Origin of the sequence: Methylobacterium sp. UNC378MF (assembly GCF_900103195.1) — a bacterium.
Taxonomy (GTDB): domain Bacteria; phylum Pseudomonadota; class Alphaproteobacteria; order Rhizobiales; family Beijerinckiaceae; genus Methylobacterium.
Genome location: NZ_FMWU01000006.1, coordinates 70529 through 93774, shown reverse-complemented (window position 1 = coordinate 93774; position 23246 = coordinate 70529). Strand labels below are relative to the sequence as shown.

Genomic DNA, 23246 nt, shown 5'->3' with positions numbered 1-23246 from the left:
GGGTCGAAGCGCGGGTCCCCTGTCCCGTGCGGGAGAGGGAGCGCGTTGGCCCTCCTCTATCCGGTCGCCCCGAAGCCGACCGCGATGCAGTTGATGGACAGAAGCAGGGCCGACTTCACCGCCTCGCGCCGGTCCTCGTCGGTCTCCGCGCGGTAGCGGGCGAGCAGCTCGACCTGCTCGCGGCTCACTTGGTTGATGGTCGGGAGCCGACCCTTGAGGCGATCCCGGAACAGAGGGAAGCGCTCGGCGAGCTCGGTGCCGCCGCTCACCCGCAGCACCATCTCGCGGGTGAGCGCGTACTCGGCCTCGATCATCGAGAAGATCCTGTCCCGGGTTGCCGCGTCCGGGACGAGGCCCGCATAGGCGCGGGCGATGTCGAGATCGACCATCATCAGCGTCTTCTCGACCTCGTCGAGGACGAGGCGCAGCACCCGGGATTCCTGGAAAAGGCGCTTGAGGGTCGCCTCGCCGTCCCGTCCGCGCACGTCGACAAAGCTCGCGAGCCCAGAGCCCACCCCGTACCAGCCGGTGATCACGTGCCGGTTCTGCGACCAGGCGAACACCCACGGAATCGCCCGCAGGTCCGACAGGGAGCGGGCGCCGAAGCGGCGGGCCGGGCGCGAGCCGATGTTCAGGAGCGCGATCTCGTCGAGCGGACTCGCGGCCTGGAAGTAATCGACGAGGCCGTCGGTCTGGAGCAGCTGGACGTAGGCCGCCCGTGAAGCTCCGGCCAAGGCTTCCAGAGCGTCGTCGTGGCCTGGACCGGCCCGCTCGCCATCGCCAGCCAGCGCATGCTCGAACACCGAGGCCGCCAGCAGCTCCATCTGGTAGGCGGCGGTGCCGCGGTTGGCATATTTGAACGAGACGACCTCGCCCTGCTCGGTGATGCGGAAACGGCCGCGGATCGAACCCGGCGGCTGGGCCATGATGCCCCGATGAGTCGGCACGCCGCCGCGGCTCACCGAGCCGCCGCGCCCGTGGAAGAACGCGATGCCGACGCCGAGTTCCTGGCCGAGGCGGGTCAGCTTGCTCTGCGCCTTGTAGAGCTCCCAGTTGGCGGCAATGAAACCCCCGTCCTTATTGGAGTCGGAATAGCCGATCATCACCTCCTGCACGCCGCCCTGCCAGCGGGTTGAGCGGCGGACCACCGGCACGTTCAGCAGCGCCCGCATGATCGCCGGCGCGGCGCGCAGGTCGTCGATGGTCTCGAACAGGGGCACGATCGGCAGCGGGCAGATCTCCGTGCCGGCGGCGTCGAGGAACACCCCCGCCTCCTTGGCCAGCAGGTACGCGCCGAGCACGTCCTCCACCGAGCGGGTCATCGACAGCACGAAGGCGCCGAATGCCTCGCGGTCGAGGGCCTCGCGCATCTCCGCGACGAGGGCGAAGGTGGCGAGCGTCTCGCGCGCCGCGTCGGGCAGGTCCTCGAAGGAGCGCTCGGGATCGCGCGGCCGGGCGAGCTCCGTGTCGAGCCACTGGCGCCACGCGGCCGAGCCGAGGGCCGGCGGCTCGCCCTCGCCGTTGCGCTGGCGCCAGAGGGCGTGGAGCGTGTCGGTGGTCCGGGTGGTGTTCTCGCGCAGGTCGAGCCGGACCGTCGAGAAGCGGAAGATCTCCACCATGCGCCGGACCGGGCGGACGAGGTCCCGCGCCAGCGCCCCGCACTTGGCCTCGGTGAGGCCGCGCTCCAGGGTGCGCAGATCCTCGATCAGCCCGTCAGCGCTCGCGTAGTCGGGACCCGACGGGTGCTCGCCCTCGTTGCGCGCGATCGTCGCCTCGATCTTGCGCGAGACGCAGGAGAGATACTGCCGATAGGGCTCGCCCGGGTTGCGCCGGGTGATCGCGCGCGCTTGGCCGCTCTCGGCGAGCTGCCGGTCGAGTTCCGCGCGGAAGGCCTCGGGCAGCGGCAGGGAGCGCTCGGTGAGCGAGAGGGTCCGGCCCAGCTCGCGGACGCCGTCGCGGTAGCGGGTGAGCGAGGCGAGCGCGTTGCGGTGCAGGGTCTGCCGGGTGACCGCCGCCGTGACGTAGGGGTTGCCGTCCCGATCGCCGCCGATCCACGAGCCGAACTGGAAGAACGGCGGGACCCTGAATTCCGTGCCCGGATAGGTCTCGGCCAGCGCCTCGTGCAGAGTCTCCAGAGTCTCGGGCAGCATCTCGAACAGGGTCTCGTCGAAGAAGTGCAGCCCCCAGGCCACCTCCCGTTCGACCGTGGCCTTCTCCAGGTGCAGCTCGCCCGTCATCCAGACCAGCTCGATCTGGTCGCGCAGCTCGTTCATGAGCCCGTTGCGCTCACGGTCGGTCCAGCGCGGCATCTCCAGTTCGCGCAGCACGAGGTAGATGCGCCGGAACTTCTCCAGCACCGTCACCCGCTTACCCTCGGTCGGGTGGGCGGTCAGCGTCGGGCGGATGCGCAAGTCGCTGAGCAGCGCCTGGATCTTCTCCGGGGGCACGCCCTGCCGGCGGGCATCCGAGAAGACCTTGGCGAAGGAGCCGCCGAGCGCAGCGCGTCCCTCCGTGCGCTCCACGTGCCGGCGGCGGCGCATCGCGGCGTTCTGCTCGGCGATAGAGATCAGTTGGAACCAGATGCCCTGAACCTGCAACGCGCGCGCCAGCATCTGCGGCGAGAAGCGCGAGATGTCGGCCGTGCCGTGCAGGACCGCCTCGAGGTCGGGGTCGTGCCGGCGGGCGACGTCGAGCAGCGCCTGGAACAGGATGTCCAGCGCCTGCTCCGACGACGTGCCGACGATTACCGGCGGCGCGAAGGCCGTGGCATCGACGAGACCTGGGGTTGCGTGAAGGGTGCGGGTCATGGGGCCACCTCGTGGCGCATGTTACTTTTCAAGGATCGGCGCAAAGCGCCCTTCCCCTTGGTGGGGAGCGATACGCATCAGCCCGTGCCGGGCGCGGCGGGCCCCTCTCCCGAGCGCGAGAGGGTTAGGGTGAAGGACGAAGCGCTTCAGGACGGAGCGCCGCATGGAAGCGCCAGTAGGGCGCGCCTCCTCCGGATCATTCTCGCCCTCACCCTGCCTCTCTCCCGCTCGAGAGAAGGGACCCACGCCGCATTCTACTAAGACCTTGCGGCTGACCCGACGGTGTGCGTGCGAGCCTCCGCGAGGGTGGGGCGTCACGCTCTCGGATGCCGAGGCGCTACGCCACCCGGGCCAGCACGTCGGCGACCGTCTGCCCGAACGAGCCCGGATCCGGCGCCACCGTCAGCCCGTAGGAGCGCATGATCTCGGCCTTCTCGGCGGCGCTGTCGCCGGCCGCCGAGATGATCGCGCCGGCATGGCCCATCCGCCGGCCCTTCGGCGCCGTGAGCCCGGCCACGAAGCCGATCACCGGCTTCGACATGTTCTCGCGGATCCAGGCCGAGGCCTCGGCCTCCTGCGGGCCGCCGATCTCGCCGATCATCAGCACCGCGTCGGTGTCCGGGTCGGTCTCGAACAGGGCGAGGTGGTCGAGGAACGACGAGCCGTTGATCGGGTCGCCGCCGATGCCCACCGAGGTCGAGATCCCCAACCCGAGCTCCTTGAGCTGCGAGGCGGCCTCGTAGCCGAGCGTACCCGAGCGCGAGATGACCCCGACATTGCCCGGGAGGTAGATGTGGCCGGGCATGATGCCGAGCATCGCCTTGCCGGGCGAGATGATGCCGGCGCAGTTCGGGCCGACCACCATGGTCCGCTTCTCTTTCGGGTAGCGGTACAGGTAGCGCTTCACCCGCATCATGTCCTGGGCGGGAATGCCGTCGGTGATCGAGCAGACCAAGCGCAACCCGGCATCGGCCGCTTCCATGATGGCGTCCGCCGCGAAGGGGGGCGCCACGAAGGTGATCGAGGTCGTGGCACCGGTCGCCGCCACGGCCTCCTTGACGGTGTTGAACACCGGCAGGCCGAGATGGGTGCGCCCGCCCTTGCCCGGGGTGACGCCGCCGACGACGTTCGAGCCGTAGTCCAGCATCTCCTTGGCGTGGAAGGTGCCCTTGTCGCCCGTGATGCCCTGGACGATGATCGGGGTGGTCTCGTCGATGAGGATGCTCATGGCGCGGTCTCCCCCCTCTCAGTGCTGCGTCTTGGCGGCGGCGCAGGCGTCGACCGCCTTCTTGGCCGCCTCCGCCAGGGTGTCGGCGGTGATCAGGTCGAGGCCGCTCTCGGCGAGGATCTTCTTGCCCGCCTCCACATTCGTGCCGGCCAGCCGGACCACCAGCGGCACGTCGATCTTCACCTCGCGGGCGGCTTGGGCGACGCCCTCGGCGACCCAGTCGCAGCGGTTGATGCCGGCGAAAATGTTGACGAGGATCGCCTTCACGTTCCGGTCGGAGAGCACCAGCCTGAAGGCCGTGGCCACCCGCTCAGGGGAAGCACCGCCGCCGACATCCAAAAAGTTCGCCGGCTCACCGCCCGCGTGCTTGATCATGTCCATGGTGGCCATGGCCAGCCCTGCGCCGTTGACGATGCAGCCGATCTCGCCCTCGAGGCCGATGTAGCTGAGGTTGTGCTCGGCGGCCTGGGCCTCGCGGGGGTCGCCCTGCGACGGGTCGTGCATGTCGGCGATGCCCGGCCGGCGGAACAGGGCGTTGTCGTCGAAGCTCATCTTGGCGTCGAGCGCCAGCACCCGGTCGTCCTTGGTGACGACGAGCGGGTTGATCTCCAGCATGGTGCCGTCGCAGTCGCGGAACGCCCGGTAGGCGTTCATGATCGTCTTCACCGCGGCCGAGACCTGCTTGATGTTCAGCCCGAGCTGAAAGGCGATCTCCCGCGCCTGAAACTGCTGCAGGCCCACCGCCGGCTCGACCACCACCTGGATGAGCGAGTCGGGCTCCTTGGCGGCGATCTCCTCGATGTCCATGCCGCCGCGCTGGCTGGCGATGACCCGGACGCGCTCAGCCTTCCGGTCCAGCACGTAGCCGAGGTAGAGCTCGCGCTCGAACGGGTCGGCGGTCTCGACGTAGACCCGCTGCACCGGCTTGCCCTCGGGGCCGGTCTGGTGCGTGACGAGGCGCTTACCGAGGAGGTCCTTGGCCGCGTCGCGGACCTCGTTGTAGGTCCGGCATAGCTTGATGCCGCCGGCCTTGCCGCGGGCGCCGGCGTGGATCTGTGCCTTCACGGCCCAGAACGAGCCGCCGAGCTCGGTGGCCGCGTAGACCGCCTGGTCCGGGCTGAACGCGATGGCCCCTTTCGGGACGGCCACGCCGAAGCTCGCAAGAAGCTCCTTGGCCTGATACTCGTGGACGTCCATTCGGCGCCTCCTCCGCGGTTCGTTGCCGCCGTTGACGCCATCTACTTTAGTTGAGTCGAAAGATTACGCCCGTCAAATTTTTTAAGCGGCTGATTGACCGAGACTTTTTCGCGGCCGCAGCACGGATCGTATTCGATATTGCGACGCACCATACAGGAAAACAACGAGGCCGGGGCATGATGCACCCGGCCTCAATTGTTGATCCGATACGTTTTTGTTCGAACGCTTCGTCTGAAACGCCCGCTCCGTCATCACGAGCGCAGCGAAGTGACCCAGGGCAGCGCGACCACTGAGATCGTGGCGCCAACTGGATTGCTTCGCTTCGCTCGCAAAGACGACGGCGTCGACGTGATCAGCCGGACACGCTGTTCAGCTCTGCGCTGCCCCTGCGGGCGCGCGCCCTCCCTCTGCGAAGGACGGAGGGCGTCGCGGTTCAGTTCACTTTGGCCTTCACGATCCCGTAGACCTTCTCGGTGAGCGCGCCGGCCTCCGCGAGCAGATCCTCCAGCTCCTTCAGCCGCTCGTCGGCGAAGCCTCGGTCCTCGAGTCCCTTGGCGTTGACGTAGACGTTCAGCGCCGCGCTGCGCAGGCCGGCATAGGCGGACAGCACCGCGACCCCGGCATCCGACACGACGTTGAGGTTGCCCTTGTCGGCCGTGATGGCCGCGAGGTCGATCACCGCGCGGCAGGCCCGGCAGCAGGCGAGCGGCACGTCGCAGGCCGTCTTGAGCGCCGCCTGGATCTTCTCCGAGCGCGTCGACTTCTCGTCATCGGTGGTCTTCGGCAGGCCGTAGGCGCCCATCACGGCATCAAAAGCCTGCACGTCCTCGCCGATCATGCCGGTCAGCACGCCCCGCAGGCCCTCGGACTTGGCCAGGACCTCCTTCAGCTCGGCCTCGACCTCGACGTACTTCTTCTTGCCGATGGTGAGGTTGCAGACCATCGAGACCAGGGCCGCGCCCATGGCGCCGGAGATCGCCGCCGCGCCGCCGCCCCCGGGGGTCGGGGCGGCGCTCGCCAGCTCCGTCAGGAACTTTTCGATGCTGTCGGTCTCGGGGCGATGCGTCTCGGTCACCGGTGCCTCCTCAGGCCATCGACTTGGCGAGGGCGTAGATCTCCTCGGCGTCGAGCACCTTGTCGGTGCTCTCGAAGAGCTGGCCGACGCAGGCGCGGTGCAGCTTGAGCTTCAGGCCGCCGATGCCCAGCGCCCCGAAGGCCTGCTTGCCGTGGCGCTCCTTGCCCTTGTCCATCACGTCGATGCCGCCGATGCCGGTCGGGGGCTGGGCGTTGTAGTCGGCGACGAACTCGATGGACGATTCCTGCGCCCAGGCCGCTTCCGGCAGCAGCTCGACGCCGATGGCGCCGGCCGTAAACACGAGGTTCGTACCTTTCACCAGGGCGACGCGGGAGGCCTCGTCGGGGGTCGCGGCGGCCTTTACGTTGACCTTGAAGCGCTTGTTGATCTGGTCCGCGGCGGCCTGGGTCTTGTCGAGGGCGCGGCCCGCGATCGTGACCTCGGCGCCCTCGCCGGCGAGGAGCGCGGCCGAGCGCATGCCGACCGGGCCGGTGCCGGCCAGCACGACGGCCTTCTTGCCCTGGAGCGAGCCCGCGGCCTTGGCAACCAGGGCGACGCCCGCGGCGGCCGTGGTGTTGGAGCCATTGGAATCGAGCATCACCGAGACGCGGAACGGGCCGAAGAAGCGCTTCTTGACCGCGGTGAACAGCTCTTCGCCCGCCGCCATGCTGCCGCCGCCGACGAAGATCGCCGTCGACTTCTTCTCGGAACCGCCGCGGGTGTAGATCGTGCCGTCGACCAGCGCGCCGACATTGTCGGGATTCACGCCGCCGTAGCCGGTGATGTGGTCCGCGCCGCCGTCGTAGCCGACGACCGTGTCGAACACGTTCGGCACGGCATCGGTGTCGAACAGGAACAGCAGCTTCTTTGTCATTTCTTGGGGACCTTTCCGTCGCGCCCGTGAGGCGCCGGCGCTGATGTTGACTGTGTCGATGCGGAGACGCAGCCCCTCTCCTCCCCCTTGCGGGGAGGAGCAGGAGGTGGGGGTGGTGCAGAATTGAGCGAAGCGGTGCCTCCTGCACCACCCCCACCCCTAGCCTCTCCCCACAAGGGGGAGGGGAACGCCCGCCGTAGATCTTGCGGTTAAGCCTCGACCACGTTCTGAGGCTTGCCCGCCACGAAGGCCTCGACGTTGTCGACGAGCTGGTCGGCCAGAATCTGCATCGCCTCCTTGCTCGCCCAGGCGACGTGCGGCGTGACGATCAGGTTCGGCAGGTCGGCCTCGCACAGGATGTTGCCGTCCTTGGGCGGCTCCTGCGCCACCACGTCGAAGCCGGCGCCCGCGATGGTGCCGTCCTTGAGCGCCTCGAGAAGGGCCGCCTCGTCCACGAGCCCGCCCCGGGCCGTGTTGATGAGGATCGCGCTCTTCTTCATCTTCTTGAGCTCGGCGGCGCCGATCATCCCCTTGGTGTCGGGGGTCAGCGGCACGTGCAGCGTGATCACGTCGGACTGGGTGAGAATCGTCTCGAAATCGACGAGCCCGTCCTGCGGGAACACGTCGTAGGCGATGACCTTCATGCCCAGCGCCTCGGCGCGCTTGGCGATCGACTTGCCCAGCGCCCCGTAACCGACGATGCCCAGCGTCGAGCCGGCGATGTCGTAGATCGGGTAGTCGAAGTAGCAGAACTGCTTGGACTTCGCCCAGTCGCCGCGCCGCACCGAGTTGGCGTAGGGCACGATCGCCCGGCGCAGGGCGAACATCAGCCCGACCACGTGCTCCGGCACGGTGTTGAACGCGTAGTTCCGGATGTTGACGACGGTGACCCCTTGCGCCTTCGCCTGGGCCTTGTCGACCACGTCGGTGCCGGTGGCGGCGACCGCGATCAGCTTCAGGTCGGGGAGCTGCTTCAGCGTCTCGGCCCGCATCGGGACCTTGTTGATCAGGGCGATCTCCGCCCCCTGGAGGCGGGAGACGATCTCTTCCGGCGTCCAGGTCGATTCGTGCTCGACGTATTCGTGCGGGAAGTTGAACGGTCGGACCCTGGCATCGAGGGATTCACGATCCAGGAACACGATCTTCTTGGTCATAGGACCCCTCTCGGACGACGGGCAGTTTCCTCGATAGTCTTGGTCTTACTTGCGCGTCGGGGCGGGCCCGGCAACCCGGTCCCGCCCCGATCGCGTGCGCCGATCACGCCTTATGCAGCGGATTCTCGCGCAGGTAGCTGGAGGCGGCGGCGACGCCCGAGCCCGGCGTGACCTTGATGCCGCAATCGAGCATGGCCATCTCGGCGCCCGCGATGGCGCCCAGCAGCGAGAGCTCGTTCAGGTCGCCAAGGTGACCGATGCGGAACACCTTACCGGCGACTTTCGACAGGCCGGCGCCCAGCGAGAGGTTGTAGCGCTCGTAGGCGTGGGTGATCACCTTGGCGGCGTCGGCGCCCTCCGGCACCACGATCGCCGTGACCGTGTCGGAGTTCCACTTCGGCTCCTTGGCGCAGGGCTTGAGGCCCCAGGCCGCCACGGCCTGACGGGTCGCCTCGCCGAGCACGTGATGGCGGTGGTAGACGTTCTCCAGCCCCTCCTCCTTCACGATCGCCAGGGCCTCGCGCAGGCCGTAGAGCAGCGGCAGGACGGGGGTGTAGGGGAAGTAGCCGGTCGCATTGGCGGCCAGCTGGTCCTTCCAGGCGAAGTAGGCGTGGCCGAGCCGGTCGTTGCGGCCGGTGCCGCTCTCGGCGATCTTGAGCGCCTTCGGGCTGATGCAGATCAGGCCGAGGCCGGCCGGCAGCATGAAGCCCTTCTGCGAGCCCGCGATGGCGCAATCGACCTTCCAGTCGTCCATATAAAACGGCAGCGAGCCGATCGACGAGATCCCGTCCACGAACAGCAGCGCCGGGTGGCCGGCGGCGTCGATGGCCTTGCGCACCGCGCCGATGTCGCTGGTGACGCCGGTGGCGGTCTCGTTGTGGACGACCATTACGGCCTTGATCTTATGGTCCTTGTCGGCGCGCAGGGCCTCCTCGATCTTCTGCGGATCGGCGCCGGTGCCCCACTCCTCCTCCTGGACGACCACGTCGAGGCCGAGGCGCTGGGCCATGTCGACCCAGAGGTGGCTGAACTGGCCGTAGCGCGAGGTCAGCACCGTGTCGCCGCGGCAGAGGGTGTTGGACAGCGCCGATTCCCAGATGCCTGTGCCCGAGGACGGGAACAGGATGACCGTTCCGGCGGTCGAGCCGAACACCATCTTGGAATCCTGCAGCAGCGGCTTCACCAGCTCGGGGAAGCTCGGCGAGCGGTGATCCTCCGACGGGACGTGCATGGCGCGCAGGACGCGCTCCGGGATGTTGGTGGGACCCGGGATGAAGAGGTGGTTGCGACCGGGGCGCCGGGTTGCGGCCATGATGTTTCCTCCGAAAAGTCCATTGCGCGCGAGCGTGAACCCGCGCCGGGTTGTTCAAGCGTCGTCAGGGAGTCGGTCGGGCGCCGTCGAAAGCGGCTCGCGCCGCACCCCCTCGAACGCCATCCTCTGCCGTGATCGGGGGGCCTCCGCGGAGCGGCAGGCGGCCTCACGCCGCTCGCGTCGCGGCACGCCCCCGCGCGCCGGTCGCCTCCGAAATGCCGTCCCGTCCAACGGCCTCAGGGCCGTCCTCGCCGCCTTCCTGTCAAGGTCCGGCCGAGCTCGTGCCGAGCCGCCGGTTCCTGGTATTATGAGGCGGTGGGGCTGGAAAGGAAAACCGGAAAAACTTCCGGAACTTGGCAAAAAAATTTTTTGTGCAGCGCAACGAAGATGATCTCGAGTTGAGGGGCGTCGCGGCACCGCACCAGCGCCGGCTCCGCCGCCCAGGACCCGCGTCATCAAACTGAGATGCGATCGCGCTCTGGATCCCGGCACCGTACAGCCGCCGGGAGAGAGTGCCGTGGCCGAGGTTGAGGAGATGCCGGTCCGGGTTCGGACGTTGTTCCTGTCCGACCTGCATCTCGGCACGCGCGGCTGCCAGGCCGGCCTGCTGCTGTCGTTTCTGAAGGATTACGACGCCGATACGATCTACCTCGTCGGCGATATCGTGGACGGCTGGCAGCTGCGCTCCGGATGGTACTGGCCGCAGGAGCACAACGACGTCGTGCAGAAGCTCCTGCGCAAGGTCCGCAAGGGAACCCGCATCGTCTACCTGCCGGGCAACCACGACGAGTTCCTGCGCGACTATGTCGGGACCAGTTTCGGCGGGATCGAGCTGGCCGAGACCGCGATCCACGAGGCGGCCGACGGCCGGCGCTACCTCGTGATCCACGGCGACCAGTTCGACATGGTGGTGCGCCACTCGCGCTGGCTGGCCCATCTCGGCGACGGCGCCTACACGCTGGCCCTGTCCCTCAACACCGTGATCAACAAGGCGCGCCGGCGCCTTGGCCTGTCCTACTGGTCGCTGTCCGCCTGGGCGAAGCTGCGCGTGAAGAACGCCGTCAGCTTCATCGGCCGCTTCGAGACGATCCTGGCCGAGGAGGCGCGCCGGCAGGGCGCCGACGGCGTGATCTGCGGCCACATCCACCACGCGGCCGACCGGCCGATCGGCGACCTGCGCTACCTCAACACCGGCGACTGGGTGGAATCCTGCACCGGCCTCGTCGAGCATTACGACGGCCGCATCGAGGTTCTGCACTATCCGAGCCTCCTTCGGGCACGGGAGGCCGAGGCCGTGCCGCAGCCCCTGCCGGGCCGGCGCGCGGTGGCGTGAGGTCACCGCCCGTGAAACTCCTCATCGCCAGCGACGCGTGGCATCCTCAGGTCAACGGCGTCGTGCGCTCCCTGGAGCAGATGGTCCGCCGCGCGCCAGAGCACGGCTTCGCGACGGCCTTGCTCTCCGTAACGGATTTCCGCTCGCTGCCGCTTCCGGGCTATCCGGAGATCCGCCTCGCTTATGCGGGGCGCGAGCGGGTGGCGGCGCGTTGGAAGGCGGAGCGGCCGAGCCACGTGCATATCGCCACCGAGGGACCGGTCGGGCTCGCCGCCCGGCGACACTGCCTCGCCCACGACCTCCCCTTCACGACGAGCTACCACACGCGCTTTCCGGAATATCTCGCGGCCCGGGCGCCCGTGCCGGAGGCGTGGTCCTATGCGTATCTGCGCCGGTTCCACGGCGCCGCCCGAGGCACCATGGTCAGCACCGCCTCGCTTCAGGGCGAGTTGGCGGCGCGCGGTTTTGGCCGGCTAATGCGCTGGACCCGGGGCGTTGACACGGAGCGGTTCCGGCCAGCCGAGCCGGGGACGCGAGTACCGGCGGAACTCGCCGGCCTGCCCGGGCCGCTGTTCCTCTATGTCGGGCGGCTGGCGGTGGAAAAGAACGTCGCGGCCTTCCTGAGCCTCGATCTGCCCGGCACGAAGGTGGTGGTCGGCGACGGGCCGGACCGCGCGCGCCTGCAGGCGCTTGCGCCGGAGGCCCGCTTCCTCGGCACCCGCACCGGCGGGGGCCTTGCGGCAATCTACGCCGCCTGCGACGTCTTCGTCTTCCCGAGCCTTACCGACACGTTCGGCATCGTGCTCCTGGAGGCCCTGGCCAGCGGCCTTCCGGTGGCGGCCTTCCCGGTGCCGGGCCCGAACGACGTCGTCGGCGGCACGCGGGTCGGCGTGCTCGATCCGGATCTGCGGGTTGCCGCCCTGGCGGCGCTGCGGCTGTCGCGCGCCGAGTGCCGGGTCGAGGCCCTGCGGTGCGGCTGGGACGTGAGTGCCCGGCAGTTCTTCGGCAACATCATTGAGGCGCATGGCGGCGCGCGGGGTACGCGTGACGCCGCCTGACGCGTGACGGCGTCCGCGCGGAATGGCAGGACGGATCCATGCCGCCCGCGAAGTTGCCCCCGACGCCCGCCCCCAGGCCGATGGCCGCCCGTTCGCCGTTCGATCCGGCCCGGGCTGCCGCGTATCCGACGGTGATCGGCTGCGACGAGGTCGGGCGCGGCGCGCTCTGCGGTCCGGTGGTGGTGGCCGCGGTCTGGTTCGATCCGACGGCGATCCCGGCCGATCTGCTCGCCGCCCTCGACGACAGCAAGCGCCTTCCAGAGCCGGTCCGGAACCGGCTGGCGCCCCTGATCCGCGCCCATGCCCAGGTCGCGGTGGCGGCAGGCTCCCGCGCCCTGATTGACCGGATCAACATCCGTGGTGCGACCCTCGACGCGATGACGCGGGCAGTCGCCCGGCTCGGTCTCGACGCACCCGTGCTGGTCGACGGGCGCGACGCCCTGCCCGGCCTCCCAGGCCGCGCCGTGGTGGGCGGTGACCGCATGGTTCCGCAGATCGCCGCCGCCTCGATCGTCGCCAAGGTGTTCCGCGACCGGATGATGCGGCGCCTGGCCGGACGCCATCCCGGCTACGGCTGGGAGCGCAATGTCGGCTACGGCACGGCCGTCCACCGCGCCGGCCTGACGCAGCTCGGCCGCAGCCCTCATCACCGGCTCAGCTTCACCCGCGCCTTCGACGAGCCGGGCCCGATGGGTCACGCGGCCCGGACGCCGGTCAGGCAGCGCTCGACGTCGGCGGTCAGCGACTCCGACTGACGCACCAGCGCTGTCGCGGCCAAGAGCCGGTGATCGGCTGCCGGGCCGATCGGCTTTGCCGGCTCCGTCAAGCCTTGCGGACGAGCCGGCCGGATCGCGTCAGAATAGTGCCAGTTGCGTCCCTGGCTTGCGGAAAGCGTCGCAATTCAACGCGATCCTCCCGAAGGCGAAACCGAGCCGTGTGCCGGCAAGTCGGACCCGCTGGCCGATCATCGCCGCGTAGGCCCCCTCTCCACGGAAACGGTGGCCGAAGCGCGGGTCGTTCTCGCGGCCACCCCGAGCCTCGCGCAGGAGTGCAAAGGTCCGCGTGCGCCGTTCGGGGTAATGCTCGGCGAACCAGTCCGCCATGAGGTCGGCGACCTCACCGGGAAGCCGGAGAAGCGCGTGTCCGATACGGCTCGCGCCGTTCTCGCGTGCGCGGCCGAGAATCGACTCGATCTCGTGGTCGGTCAGGCCGGGAATGATCGGCGAGACGTTGACCATGACGGGCACTCCCGCCGCATTCAGCGCCCGCATCGCCGCGAGTCGCTTGTCCGGCCGAGGCGCCCGCGGATCGAGGCGGCGCGCGAGGTCCGGATCCAGCGTCGGCAACGAGACCGCGGCCAGCACCAGGTTCTCCGCCGCCATCTCGCTCAGGATATCGAGGTCGCGCAGCACGAGGTCGGACTTGGTGGTGATGCTGACGGGATGGCGGGCTTCCCGCAGCACCTCCAGCACCGCGCGGGTGAGCCGGTGCTCGCGCTCGGCCGGCTGATAGGGATCCGTAGCTGTGCCGAGGGCGATCGTCTCGGGTCGGTAGCCCGGCGCGGCGATCTCGCGGGCGAGCAGCCTCGCGGCGTCCGGCTTGGTGAAGATCCGCGACTCGAAGTCGAGCCCCGGCGATAGGCCGAGCCAGGCATGGGTGGGGCGCGCGTAGCAGTAGATGCAGCCGTGCTCGCAGCCCCGATAGGGATTGATCGATCGGTCGAATGGAATGTCGGGCGAGCTGTTGCGGGCGATGATCCGGGCGGACCGCTCCGGGGTGACCTGCGTGCGCAGCGGCGCCGGAGCGTCCGCCATCCAAGTCTCGTCGTGGAACGCCTCGCGTTGGGCCGGCTCGTACCGGCTTGTGGGATTGGCCGTAGCCCCGCGGCCGCGCCGCGAGTCCTGAGGCGGCGCGCTCGCGCCGAGTCGCGGCAAGGTTCGGGATGGAAACCCGTCACGCATATGTCCCACGACGATTCCCCCATTCATGCCTGCTGCCGAACATATAGCGAACATTCCGAGGTCGAATGCCTCTTTTCGAGGCAAACTCAGCTTTGCTGGCTTTCCGAGTAGCGGCGCATCCGCCCAGAGGCGGAAGGGCTGTTTACGGCGCCGCAGAATCGTCTATGCGCGCGCTCATGCTCTCCGCCGTGACCTATCTGGCCGACCCGGCCGATCCGGACGCGATCGATCGCTTGGCCGACACGCTGAGCGTGCTCGTCTCCGGCGTGGCCGGCGGCCTCGTCGGCGATGCGGTGATCGTCTCGGGCTGCGCGAGCGAGGCCGTGGCGGCCGTCGCGGAAGCCACGGGCGCCACGCTGGTGCTGCACCGGAGTGGGAATCCCTACGCCGTCGGCGCCGCCGCGGCCCGGCGGGATTGGGTTCTCTGCCTGGAAGCCGGGGACGTTCCGGCCGAGGGCTGGATCCGCACCCTGGACCGCTTCGTCGGAACTGCTCGGCCTGAGACGATACTCGGCCGCCTACACCGTCCGGCCGGGAGCTGGCTCAGTCGCCTCGTCAGGCGCGTGGAACGCGTCGTCGGCGCCCGACAGGCCCGGGCCGGAGATGTCGTACGGCGCGAAGCCCTGCGCGCCGGGGGTGTATTGACGACGCGCCTCAAGGTCAGACCGTTGATTGCGCGCATTGAACGCGCCTGACTGGAAGAATCTTGCACCGTCGCGCGTTGTTGTCGGCCAATCCGCCTCTACAACTCCTCAAGCGCGGCAGGAATTTTGCGATCTCTGCAGGCGTGGACACGGGCCGGCCCACCCCGGCCTTGAAGGATGGTGCCATGGACTCGTCGGGCCTGATGGGCCGCAAATCGCTCGACGACATCGTCGAGAGCGGTGAGGGCGAACAGCAGCTTTCGAAGTCGCTGGGCGCCCTCTCGATCACTGCCATGGGCATTGGCGCCATCATCGGCGCCGGCATCTTCGTTCTCACCGGCACCGCCGCCGCCCAGTATGCCGGGCCGGGGATCATGCTGTCCTTCGTGCTGGGCGGCATCGCCTGCGCTTTCGTCGGCCTGTGCTATTCCGAGATGGCCGCGCTGATCCCAGTCGCTGGATCGAGCTACACCTACACCTACGCAACGCTGGGCGAGTTCTTCGCGTGGCTGATCGGCTGGGACCTGATCCTCGAATACGCCATGGGCGCCGCCACCGTGGCGGTGGGCTGGTCGGGCTACGTCACCAGCATCCTGAAGGATGTCGGGATCGTGATCCCCGCCCAATTCGCGAACGCGCCTGGCACGCCGATCGACGGCGGCGGAACCGCGCTGTTCAACCTGCCGGCGGTGCTGATCGTGGCGCTGATCACGATCCTGCTAATGCGCGGCACCAAGGAATCGGCGCGCTTCAACAACATCATGGTCGCGGTGAAGCTCACCGTGGTGGTCGCCTTCATCGTCCTGGGCTGGGGCCATGTCGACACCGTGCATTGGAGCCCGCTCATCCCGCCCAACGACGGCACATTCGGGCATTACGGCTACAGCGGGATCCTGCGCGGCGCGGGCGTGGTGTTCTTCGCCTTCATCGGGTTCGACGCGGTCTCGACCGCCGCCCAGGAAGCGCGCAAGCCCCAGAAGGACATGCCCATCGGCATCCTGGGCTCACTGGCGGTCTGCACGATCCTGTACGTGCTCGTCGCCGCCGTGCTGACCGGGATCGTGCCCTACAAGGACCTGAACGTCCCGGACCCGATCGCCAAGGGCGTCGACGTGATCGGCATCGGCTGGTTCGCCCTCCTGATCAAGCTGGGAGCGCTGACAGGGCTGACGACGGTGATCCTGGTCCTGCTCTATGGCCAGAGCCGGATCTTCTTCACCATGGCCCAGGACGGCCTGCTGCCGAAGATGTTCTCCCACGTCCACCCGACCTACCAGACGCCGTATCGCAGCCAGGCGCTCATCGGGGCCGCGGTCGCCTTGGTGGCGGCCCTGGTGCCGATCCACATCCTCGGCGAGATGGTGAGCATCGGCACCCTCGCCGCCTTCATCCTTGTCTGCGGTTCGGTGCTCTACCTGCGGCGGACCGAGCGTCACATGAAACGGCCGTTCCGGGCGCCGGCCGTGCCGATCGTGCCGATCCTCGGCATCCTGTTCTGCCTGCTCCTGATGATCGGCCTGCCCCTCGACACGTGGCTGCGGCTCGTGATCTGGATGGCGATCGGCCTCGTCGTGTACTTCTTCTACAGCCGCAAGCACTCGGTCCTGCGCCGGAAAGAGGGGAATGCGGCGTAGCGCCGAGCGACCGGCTGCGTATCGTCCCCACGGCGATCCGCTATCGCGGGCCGCCGCACGCGAGCCTGGAATGCGGGCGCATTTTCATACCGCGATGCTCGCACCGCGCCGCAGGTGCTCGTCGAGCCGGGGCATGATCTCCACGAAGTTGCAGGGCCGGTGCCGGTAATCGAGCTGCTGGGCGAGGATCCCATCCCAAGCATCCCGGCAGGCGCCGGGGGAGCCCGGAAGCACGAACACGTAGGTCGCCTGCGCGACCCCTGCGGTGGCACGCGATTGCAGGGTCGAGGTGCCGATCTTGTCGTACGAGATCCGGTGAAACACGGCCGAGAAGCCGTCCATCCGTTTCTCGAACAGCGGCTCCAGCGCTTCCGGGGTGACGTCGCGGCCGGTGAAGCCGGTGCCGCCGGTGGTGATCACCACGTCGATGCCGGGATCGCGCAGCCACGCCTCCACCCGCTCGCGGATCGCCGGGACCTCGTCCGGCACGATCGACCGGGCCGCCAGGCGGTGCCCCGCCTCGGTGAGACGCTGGCTCAGGGTATCCCCTGAGCGGTCGTCCTCCGGACGGCGCGTGTCGGAAACGGTCAGGACCGCGATGTTCAGGGGGATGAAGCGGCGGGCGTCGGTCTGATCGGCCATCGTACGGGCTCTCCGGGGCGGGAGACCGATATGGGCCGGCCGGAACCGCTTGTCGCCCCCGGCAGCCGCGTCCACGTTCCCCTTGCGGGCCGCCGAAAACTCGGCTGTGCTCTCCGGGTCCCGTCGGAGATCGCTCCCTCATGCACATGTACGGCAACTGGCGTTCGGCCGCAGCCTTCCGGGTGCGGATCGCCCTGAAGCTGAAGGGCATCCCCTACGAGGAGACGTTCATCGACCTCGATGCGGGCGACCAGCACAAGCCGGAATTCCGCACGATCAACCCGCAGGGCGCGGTGCCGGCCCTGTTCGACGGCGACGGGCCGCCGCTCACCCAGTCGCTGGCGATCCTCGACTACCTGGAGGAGACGAGAGGCGGCGTGCGCCTCCTGCCCGAGGAGCCCCGGGGGCGGGCCCGGGCCCGCTCGCTGGCGCAGGTGGTCGCGTGCGATACCCATCCGCTCTACGTGCCCCGCGTGCGAACCTTCCTGATGGAGCATTACGGCCTGCCCCGGGAGCGCATGCTGGATTTCCTGCGCAACGCCTTCGAGACCGGCCTCAGGACCCTGGAAACGCGGCTCGCCACCGAGCCGGGGACAGGACGGTTCTGCCAGGGAGATTCGGTGAGCCATGCCGACCTCTGCCTCGTCAGCCTCTGGGTCGGGACCGGCATCTTCGGTATCGATACCTCCGCCTACCCGACGGTCGCGCGAATCGCGCAGGCTTGCCTCGCCCTTCCCGCAGTCGCGGAGGCACACCCGTTGCGTCAACCGGGCGCACCGTCGGCGTGATCGCGCTCCGCTCGCTCGTGACTTGGCGCTCGTGACGTGGAGCCGCGGCAAGGGGATGTGGAATTCGGCAACCCAGGCCGTGTAAGGAGGCCGGCGGTTAATCCCGGTCCGGGGAAGAAAGAGTGTCGATGGCATCCGTCGAGAACGAGTCCGGCCTGCATCGTGTCGTGGTTGTCGGCGGTGGCGCTGCCGGCCTCCAGCTGGTGACGAAGCTCGGCGACAAGCTCGGGCGCGGCAAGCGCGCGCACATCACCCTCGTGGATCGTGCCCGGACGCATATCTGGAAGCCGCTACTCCACGAGGTGGCAGCCGGCAGCCTCGACGTCGGCCACCATGCGGTGGACTACCTGCACCACGCCCACATGCACGGCTTCCGCTATCGGATCGGGCGCATGACCGGGCTCGACCGGGAAGCGCGCACCATCCAGCTCGCGGCGAGCTACGACGCAGAAGGGCGCGAGGTCACGCCCGAGCGCGCCGTCCCCTACGACACGCTGGTGATGGCGGTGGGCTCCACCACCAACGATTTCGGCACGCCGGGCGTCGCCGAGCACGCCATCGCCCTCGACACCCAGGACCAGGCGGTGCGCTTCCACCAGCGCCTCGTGAATGCCTCGCTGCGGGCGCACACGCAGGTCGGCCCGGTCCGGCCCGGTCAGCTCCACGTCACGGTGATCGGCGCGGGAGCGACCGGGACGGAGCTCGCGGCCGAGCTGCATCGGACCCTACGCCACGTCGTCGCCACCGGGCTCGACAAGATCGATCCGGGCAAGGACATCCGCATCACCCTGGTCGAGGCCGCCGACCGGATCCTGCCGGCCGTGCCGCAGCGCCTCTCGGCGGAGGTGCTGCAGCTCCTCAACAAGATCGGCGTCGACGTGCGCGTGAAGGCGCGGGTCACCGAGGTGCGCGCGGACGGCGTGCAGCTCGCGGACGGCACCTTCATCCCGTCCGAGTTGGTCGTCTGGGCGGCGGGCGTAAAGGCGCCCCCCTTCCTGCAGGGCATCGGCGGCCTGGAGACGACGCGGACCAACCAGCTGGTGGTGACGCCGACGCTGCAGACCACCCGCGACCCCGACATTTTTGCCATCGGCGACTGCGCCTATCTGGTCGAGGCGGGCTCCGACACGCCGGTTCCACCCCGCGCTCAGGCGGCCCACCAGCAGGCGAGCCACCTGATCGGCCAGATCCAGGCCAAGATCGACGGCAAGCCGCTGAAGCCGTTCCGGTACAAGGATTTCGGCTCGCTGGTCTCACTCGGCGAATACTCGACGGTGGGCAGCCTGATGGGCTTCGTCCGCGGCAAGAACATGCTCATTGCAGGTCTGTTCGCCCGGATGATGTACCGCTCGCTCTACAAGATGCACGAGCGGGCGCTCCACGGCACGGCTAAGACGGTGCTCGACACCCTGGCCCGCGCGCTCACGCGGCGCACCGAACCGCGGGTAAAGCTGCACTGACCGTCGCCGTACGACCCGAGAACGAGCGCCCGGTCTGTCCGGGCGCGACACACGAAGGAAACGCCATGATCCTGGTAAGCGTGATGTATCCGGCCGGCCCGAGCTTCGACATGGGCTACTATCTCGGCCACCATATGCCGCTGGTGCGCGAGCGCTGGTCCTCCCTCGGCCTTCACGACGCGAAGGTCGTCAAGGGCGCCGGCACGCCGGACGGCGGCACCGCCCCGTTCCAGGTGATGGCCCTGCTGACCTTCGAGTCGGTCGACGCCTTCAAGAAGGCCGTGGCGGCCCATGGCGAGGAGATCTTCGCCGACATCCCGAACTTCACGGCGGCCCAGGCTCAGGTCCAGATCAACGACTTTGCGGAAAGCCCGTGATCGACATCGTCAAGGCCGTACAGGAGGCCGATCCGAGCCTCGGCACCTACGTGGTCGTGCTGCGCACTGACGCCCGGGCCCTCGACGGCCCGGAGCGCTTCACGCCGGAGGCGCGAGCCTGGATCGCCGACAAGGCGCCCAGCGGCCGGCTCGCCCGGGTGCGGATCCTGCTCGCCCCCTACCCGGGCGCGGAGCCAGCCGAACGCGAGGTCACCGTGGCGGCCTTCGGCGACGCGCGGGAGCTGGCTGCGTTCGCGACGACCTGGACCGGCGACCCGCTGTCCGAGACCAACGAGGCGGAAGACCTTTGAAGGAGAAGCGGCGCCCGCGGGCGCCGCTCCGAGTCAGGCCGCGCGCAGCTGCCGGATGGCGCGGAGCGCCGTTGCCCGCTGGATTTCCAGTCGGCGGATCAGCGGCATCAGGTCGGCGCCCGCATGGGCGGCAGCCTCGACCTCGCGGCACAGGCTCGACAGGCCGACGAAGCCCAGGAGCCCGGCGGCCGCCACCAGGGCGTGCGCGTCGTGGGCGATCTGAAGACGGTCGGTCTCGCTCGGCCGGAACCGCTCGGACAGCTCGTTGGCCAGGAGATCGAGCAGCGCTCCCACCCGGTCGGAGCCGAAGCTCGCCCTCATGTCGGTGAGCACCGCCGCATCGAGAACTGCGGAATCGATGTCCGGCAGAGTGCACGGACCGTCGGTCCGCGCCGGGCGGCGCGCCCCCGGGGTCGTCCAGCGGCTGATCGTGGCAAAGAGGTCCGCTCGCCGGAACGGCTTGCCGACATAATCGTCCATCCCGGCTTCGCGCAGTTCTTCGATCTGCGTGGGCAGCACGTTGGCGGTCATGGCCACGATCGGGATATCGCAGGCGGGCGGCGCCAGCGCGCGGATGCGGCGGGTTGCCGTGAGCCCGTCGACGCGGGGCATCTGGACGTCCATGAGCACGAGATCGTAGGCTCGACCGGCCGCGACCGATGACCCCACCGCCGTGATCGCCTCGGCGCCGTCCCCGGCGACATCCACCCTATAACCCTGGGATTCCAGCACCGCGCAGGCGAGTTCCTGGTTGAGCGGCACGTCCTCGACGAGGAGCAGCCGAAGCGCTGCACTCGGCACATCCCCGGCCACCGAAGCCCGCGGCGGACGCAGCGCCGCGCCCGCATCGGCCTGGATCCTCATGGTCTCGGCGCCGTGCTCGCCCCGGGGCAGAACGAGCCGGAACCAGAAGGTCGAGCCCGCCCCCTCGCGGCTCTCGACTCCGATCTCGCCACCCATCAGTGTCACGAGGTGTCGGGAGATCGCGAGACCGAGGCCGGTGCCGCCGAAGCGCCGGCTGATCGACCCATCGACCTGGCTGAACCGCTTGAATAGCCGGTCCTGCTGTGCCGGCGCGATGCCGATGCCGGTATCGACTACGGCGAACCGGATCGCGTCGCCGGGCCGGCCGTCGGGAGTGATGCCGTCGCCTTCCCGCTGCACGGTCACGGTGACAGAACCCGCGGGGGTAAACTTCACGGCATTGTTCAGGAGATTGAGCAGAACCTGCCGCAGGCGTCCGGCGTCGCCGATCACCAAGGTCGGCACGGCCGGATCGATCCGGGCCTCGATGGCGAGGCCGCTATGGAGCGCGCTGCCCCGCATGATCGAGACTGTGCCGTCCACGATCGACACCAGCGGGAAGGTGACCGGATCGAGGGTAAGTTCGCCCGCCTCGATCTTCGAAAAGTCGAGGATGTCGTTGACGACCGTGAGCAACGCCGCTCCGGAATTCTGGATCAGCTCGAGGCGGCGCCTGTCCTCGCTCTGGATCGCATCGCCATCGAGCAACAGCTCGGCATAGCCGAGGATGCCATTGAGCGGGGTACGGATCTCGTGGCTCATGGCCGCGAGGAACTCGCTCTTGGCCGCGCTCGCGCGCTCCGCCTCGGTGCGGGCCGCCTCCGCATCCCGGGTGGCAGTGCGCAGGGCCGCCTCGACCGCCTTGCGCTCGGTGATGTCGAGATGGAGGCCGACCATGCGCTGCGGGTTCCCCTCGGCCCCGCAGAGCGTGCGCCCGCGCGCGTAGAGCCAGCGCGCGCCGACGCGGAATTCGGCCGCGTAGCCGGTGCCGGACTCGACGGCCCGCCGGATCTCGGTCCAGACATCGGCGGCGTCTTCGGGATGGATCAGCGCCGTCCAGTCGGAAGCCGAGATCGTGTGGGCGGCGCCCGTATCCGGCAGGTCGTACATTCGAGCGCTCTCGGGGCTCAGGACGGCCAGACCGGTGCGCATGTCCCAGTCCCAGGTACCGGCCTCGGCGGCGTCCAGGGCAATGCCGAGCAGGCCACGGGCCTCCTCGACGGCGAGCCGCGCCGTGATGATGTCGTCGATGTCGAGCGCGGTCCCGAGCCACTCTGCCACCGCGCCGTCCGCCGGATCGAGGCGGATCGGGATCAGAGAGAGCTTGTGCCACCGGTAGACGCCGTCATGGCGCCGGATCCGCCACTGACCGCTGTACCCTGTGCCGGTCTCGACCGCTCGGGTCCAGGCCGCCTCCATGGCGGCGGCATCCCCCGGATGATTTCGGACGAGGCGCTCCGCGCGCTCGGGGCCGATTGGTCCGTAATAGGTCTGGAACTGCGCATTGACGTAGGTCGCCTGCCCGTCCCCGACCCGCATGGTCCAGACCAGGAGCGGCAGCGCCTCCGCGAGGCCGCGATAGCGAAGCTCGCTGCGGCGGACCTCGTCCTCGGCGCGTCGACGCTCCGTCACGTCGATCAGCACGCCGGAAAGGCCGGCGCTCTCGCCCTCCCCCCGGGCCATGCCGCGGACGACCACGTCGCGGATTTCGCCGCCGGGCCGCAGCAGCCGGGCCGCAAACTCGAACCGTTCCCTGCGGGCGATCGCGTCGGCGACGATCGCCTCAAGCCGGGCGCAGTCATCGGGATGATAGAGCTGCGAAAAGGCGTCGAGGCGCGGCGGCGGCGTCGCGGGGTCGCGGCCAGCGATTGCGTACAGGCTGGCCGACCAGACCGGCTGACCATTCGCGAGTTCCACACGCCAATTCCCGACGCTGGCGAGTTGCTCGGCCATGGTGAGCTGGTGGTCCGCCGCCTCCTGGGCGCTGGCCCTGGCGTTGATCTCGCGGTGCTGCTCCCGGATCAGCGCCTCGCGGGTCGCCGCCTGCTCGATCTCCCGGTCGCGCCGCACATTGGCCTCCGTCAGGCGCAGATGCGCCACGACGATCTCGGCCAGGTCGCGGAAGGCGGCCGCGTCCTCGGGCGAGAAGCCGGCACGGGGCTCGGGGTCGGCGACACAGAGGGTTCCGATCCGCAGACCGGGCTGAAGGCTCAAGGCGATACCCGCGTAGAACCTGATCCCATGCGGGGCAGCAGCGACGGGCAGGTCGCGGAAACGCGCATCGCGCCGGGCGTCGGGGACAACGAGTAGGGCGTCGCTCCGAATCGTGTGCTGGCAGAAACTCTCCTCCCGCCGCATCGTGGTGGGCATAGCCTCGCAGGCTGTCTTGAGCCATTGACGCTCGTCGTCCAGGAAGGCCACGAACGCGGTGCGCACGCCGAACAGGCGGCGGGCCGTTCGGCAGACCGCGTCGAAATGCGGCTCGGACGGAGTCCCGAGGATGGCGAGGGCGTTGAGCGCCTCGAGCCGGTCGGCCTCGTTGTCCGGCTGTGTGTTCACGTATCGTCCTCGGGTGCGGATCGTCAGC

The 23246-nt window shown here is 69.2% G+C and carries 19 protein-coding genes; 9 read left to right on the top strand and 10 right to left on the bottom strand.

Translation table 11 applies throughout. The features are described 5' to 3' along the window. Nucleotides 1-56: 56 nt before the first annotated feature. From BLT59_RS08055 to BLT59_RS08020, 7 genes are all read right to left on the bottom strand, one after another. Nucleotides 57-2807 (bottom strand): phosphoenolpyruvate carboxylase, encoded by a 2751-nt coding sequence (locus BLT59_RS08055; RefSeq protein WP_091778298.1) that lies wholly within the window; start codon nucleotides 2805-2807, stop codon nucleotides 57-59. A gap of 337 nt (nucleotides 2808-3144) precedes the next feature. Continuing rightward, on the bottom strand, nucleotides 3145-4035 hold the full coding sequence (sucD, locus tag BLT59_RS08045) for a succinate--CoA ligase subunit alpha (protein ID WP_091778294.1): 891 nt from the start codon (nucleotides 4033-4035) through the stop codon (nucleotides 3145-3147). An 18-nt stretch (nucleotides 4036-4053) separates the two neighbouring features. After that, nucleotides 4054-5232 (bottom strand): malate--CoA ligase subunit beta, encoded by a 1179-nt coding sequence (locus BLT59_RS08040; protein ID WP_091778292.1) that lies wholly within the window; start codon nucleotides 5230-5232, stop codon nucleotides 4054-4056. A 433-nt stretch (nucleotides 5233-5665) separates the two neighbouring features. After that, nucleotides 5666-6307 (bottom strand): methenyltetrahydrofolate cyclohydrolase, encoded by a 642-nt coding sequence (gene fchA / locus BLT59_RS08035; protein ID WP_091778290.1) that lies wholly within the window; start codon nucleotides 6305-6307, stop codon nucleotides 5666-5668. 10 nt (nucleotides 6308-6317) lie between these two features. Next, nucleotides 6318-7181, bottom strand: a complete 864-nt coding sequence (locus BLT59_RS08030; protein ID WP_091778288.1) for an NADP-dependent methylenetetrahydromethanopterin/methylenetetrahydrofolate dehydrogenase — start codon at nucleotides 7179-7181, stop codon at nucleotides 6318-6320. Between the two features lie 209 nt (nucleotides 7182-7390). Further along, nucleotides 7391-8335, bottom strand: a complete 945-nt coding sequence (locus BLT59_RS08025; RefSeq protein ID WP_091778286.1) for a D-2-hydroxyacid dehydrogenase — start codon at nucleotides 8333-8335, stop codon at nucleotides 7391-7393. A 103-nt stretch (nucleotides 8336-8438) separates the two neighbouring features. Then, the gene (locus BLT59_RS08020) at nucleotides 8439-9647 is read right to left on the bottom strand and encodes an aminotransferase class V-fold PLP-dependent enzyme (RefSeq protein WP_091778284.1); all 1209 of its coding nucleotides are present in this window, start codon (nucleotides 9645-9647) and stop codon (nucleotides 8439-8441) included. A gap of 517 nt (nucleotides 9648-10164) precedes the next feature. Here BLT59_RS08020 and BLT59_RS08015 point away from each other — a divergent pair. From BLT59_RS08015 to BLT59_RS08005, 3 genes are read left to right on the top strand one after another with little or no spacing between them, the layout of a single operon-like run. After that, on the top strand, nucleotides 10165-10980 hold the full coding sequence (locus BLT59_RS08015; RefSeq protein WP_091778282.1) for a UDP-2,3-diacylglucosamine diphosphatase: 816 nt from the start codon (nucleotides 10165-10167) through the stop codon (nucleotides 10978-10980). Nucleotides 10981-10991: 11 nt separating this feature from the next. After that, nucleotides 10992-12038, top strand: a complete 1047-nt coding sequence (locus BLT59_RS08010; protein WP_091778280.1) for a glycosyltransferase family 4 protein — start codon at nucleotides 10992-10994, stop codon at nucleotides 12036-12038. Nucleotides 12039-12076: 38 nt separating this feature from the next. Continuing rightward, nucleotides 12077-12793: a ribonuclease HII gene (locus tag BLT59_RS08005; protein WP_244513900.1), complete on the top strand. Its 717-nt coding sequence runs from the start codon at nucleotides 12077-12079 to the stop codon at nucleotides 12791-12793. A 99-nt stretch (nucleotides 12794-12892) separates the two neighbouring features. Here BLT59_RS08005 and BLT59_RS08000 read toward each other — a convergent pair whose 3' ends face one another. Beyond that, nucleotides 12893-13999, bottom strand: a complete 1107-nt coding sequence (locus BLT59_RS08000; RefSeq protein WP_091778278.1) for a PA0069 family radical SAM protein — start codon at nucleotides 13997-13999, stop codon at nucleotides 12893-12895. A 164-nt stretch (nucleotides 14000-14163) separates the two neighbouring features. Between BLT59_RS08000 and BLT59_RS07995 the strand changes: the two genes are divergently transcribed. Together BLT59_RS07995 and BLT59_RS07990 are read left to right on the top strand one after the other, a co-directional pair. Further along, entirely contained in the window at nucleotides 14164-14694 is a 531-nt protein-coding gene (locus tag BLT59_RS07995; protein WP_091778276.1) for a hypothetical protein, read from the top strand. Nucleotides 14695-14828: 134 nt separating this feature from the next. After that, entirely contained in the window at nucleotides 14829-16277 is a 1449-nt protein-coding gene (locus BLT59_RS07990; protein ID WP_091778274.1) for an amino acid permease, read from the top strand. 84 nt (nucleotides 16278-16361) lie between these two features. Here BLT59_RS07990 and moaB read toward each other — a convergent pair whose 3' ends face one another. Next, a complete protein-coding gene (moaB, locus tag BLT59_RS07985; RefSeq protein ID WP_091778272.1) occupies nucleotides 16362-16919 on the bottom strand; it encodes a molybdenum cofactor biosynthesis protein B in 558 nt (185 codons plus the stop codon). 140 nt (nucleotides 16920-17059) lie between these two features. Between moaB and maiA the strand changes: the two genes are divergently transcribed. From maiA to BLT59_RS07965, 4 genes are all read left to right on the top strand, one after another. Then, a complete protein-coding gene (gene maiA, locus BLT59_RS07980; protein ID WP_091778270.1) occupies nucleotides 17060-17707 on the top strand; it encodes a maleylacetoacetate isomerase in 648 nt (215 codons plus the stop codon). A gap of 128 nt (nucleotides 17708-17835) precedes the next feature. After that, a complete protein-coding gene (locus BLT59_RS07975; protein WP_091778268.1) occupies nucleotides 17836-19167 on the top strand; it encodes an NAD(P)/FAD-dependent oxidoreductase in 1332 nt (443 codons plus the stop codon). Between the two features lie 65 nt (nucleotides 19168-19232). Next, nucleotides 19233-19544, top strand: a complete 312-nt coding sequence (locus BLT59_RS07970) for an EthD family reductase (RefSeq protein WP_091778266.1) — start codon at nucleotides 19233-19235, stop codon at nucleotides 19542-19544. After that, complete coding sequence (locus BLT59_RS07965) at nucleotides 19541-19855, top strand: hypothetical protein (RefSeq protein WP_091778264.1); 315 nt, start codon at nucleotides 19541-19543, stop codon at nucleotides 19853-19855. Before BLT59_RS07970 ends, BLT59_RS07965 begins: the two co-directional genes overlap by 4 nt. A gap of 33 nt (nucleotides 19856-19888) precedes the next feature. Here BLT59_RS07965 and BLT59_RS07960 read toward each other — a convergent pair whose 3' ends face one another. Continuing rightward, nucleotides 19889-23218, bottom strand: coding sequence for a GAF domain-containing hybrid sensor histidine kinase/response regulator (locus BLT59_RS07960; RefSeq protein ID WP_091778262.1), 3330 nt, complete (start codon nucleotides 23216-23218; stop codon nucleotides 19889-19891). Nucleotides 23219-23246 lie beyond the last annotated feature (28 nt).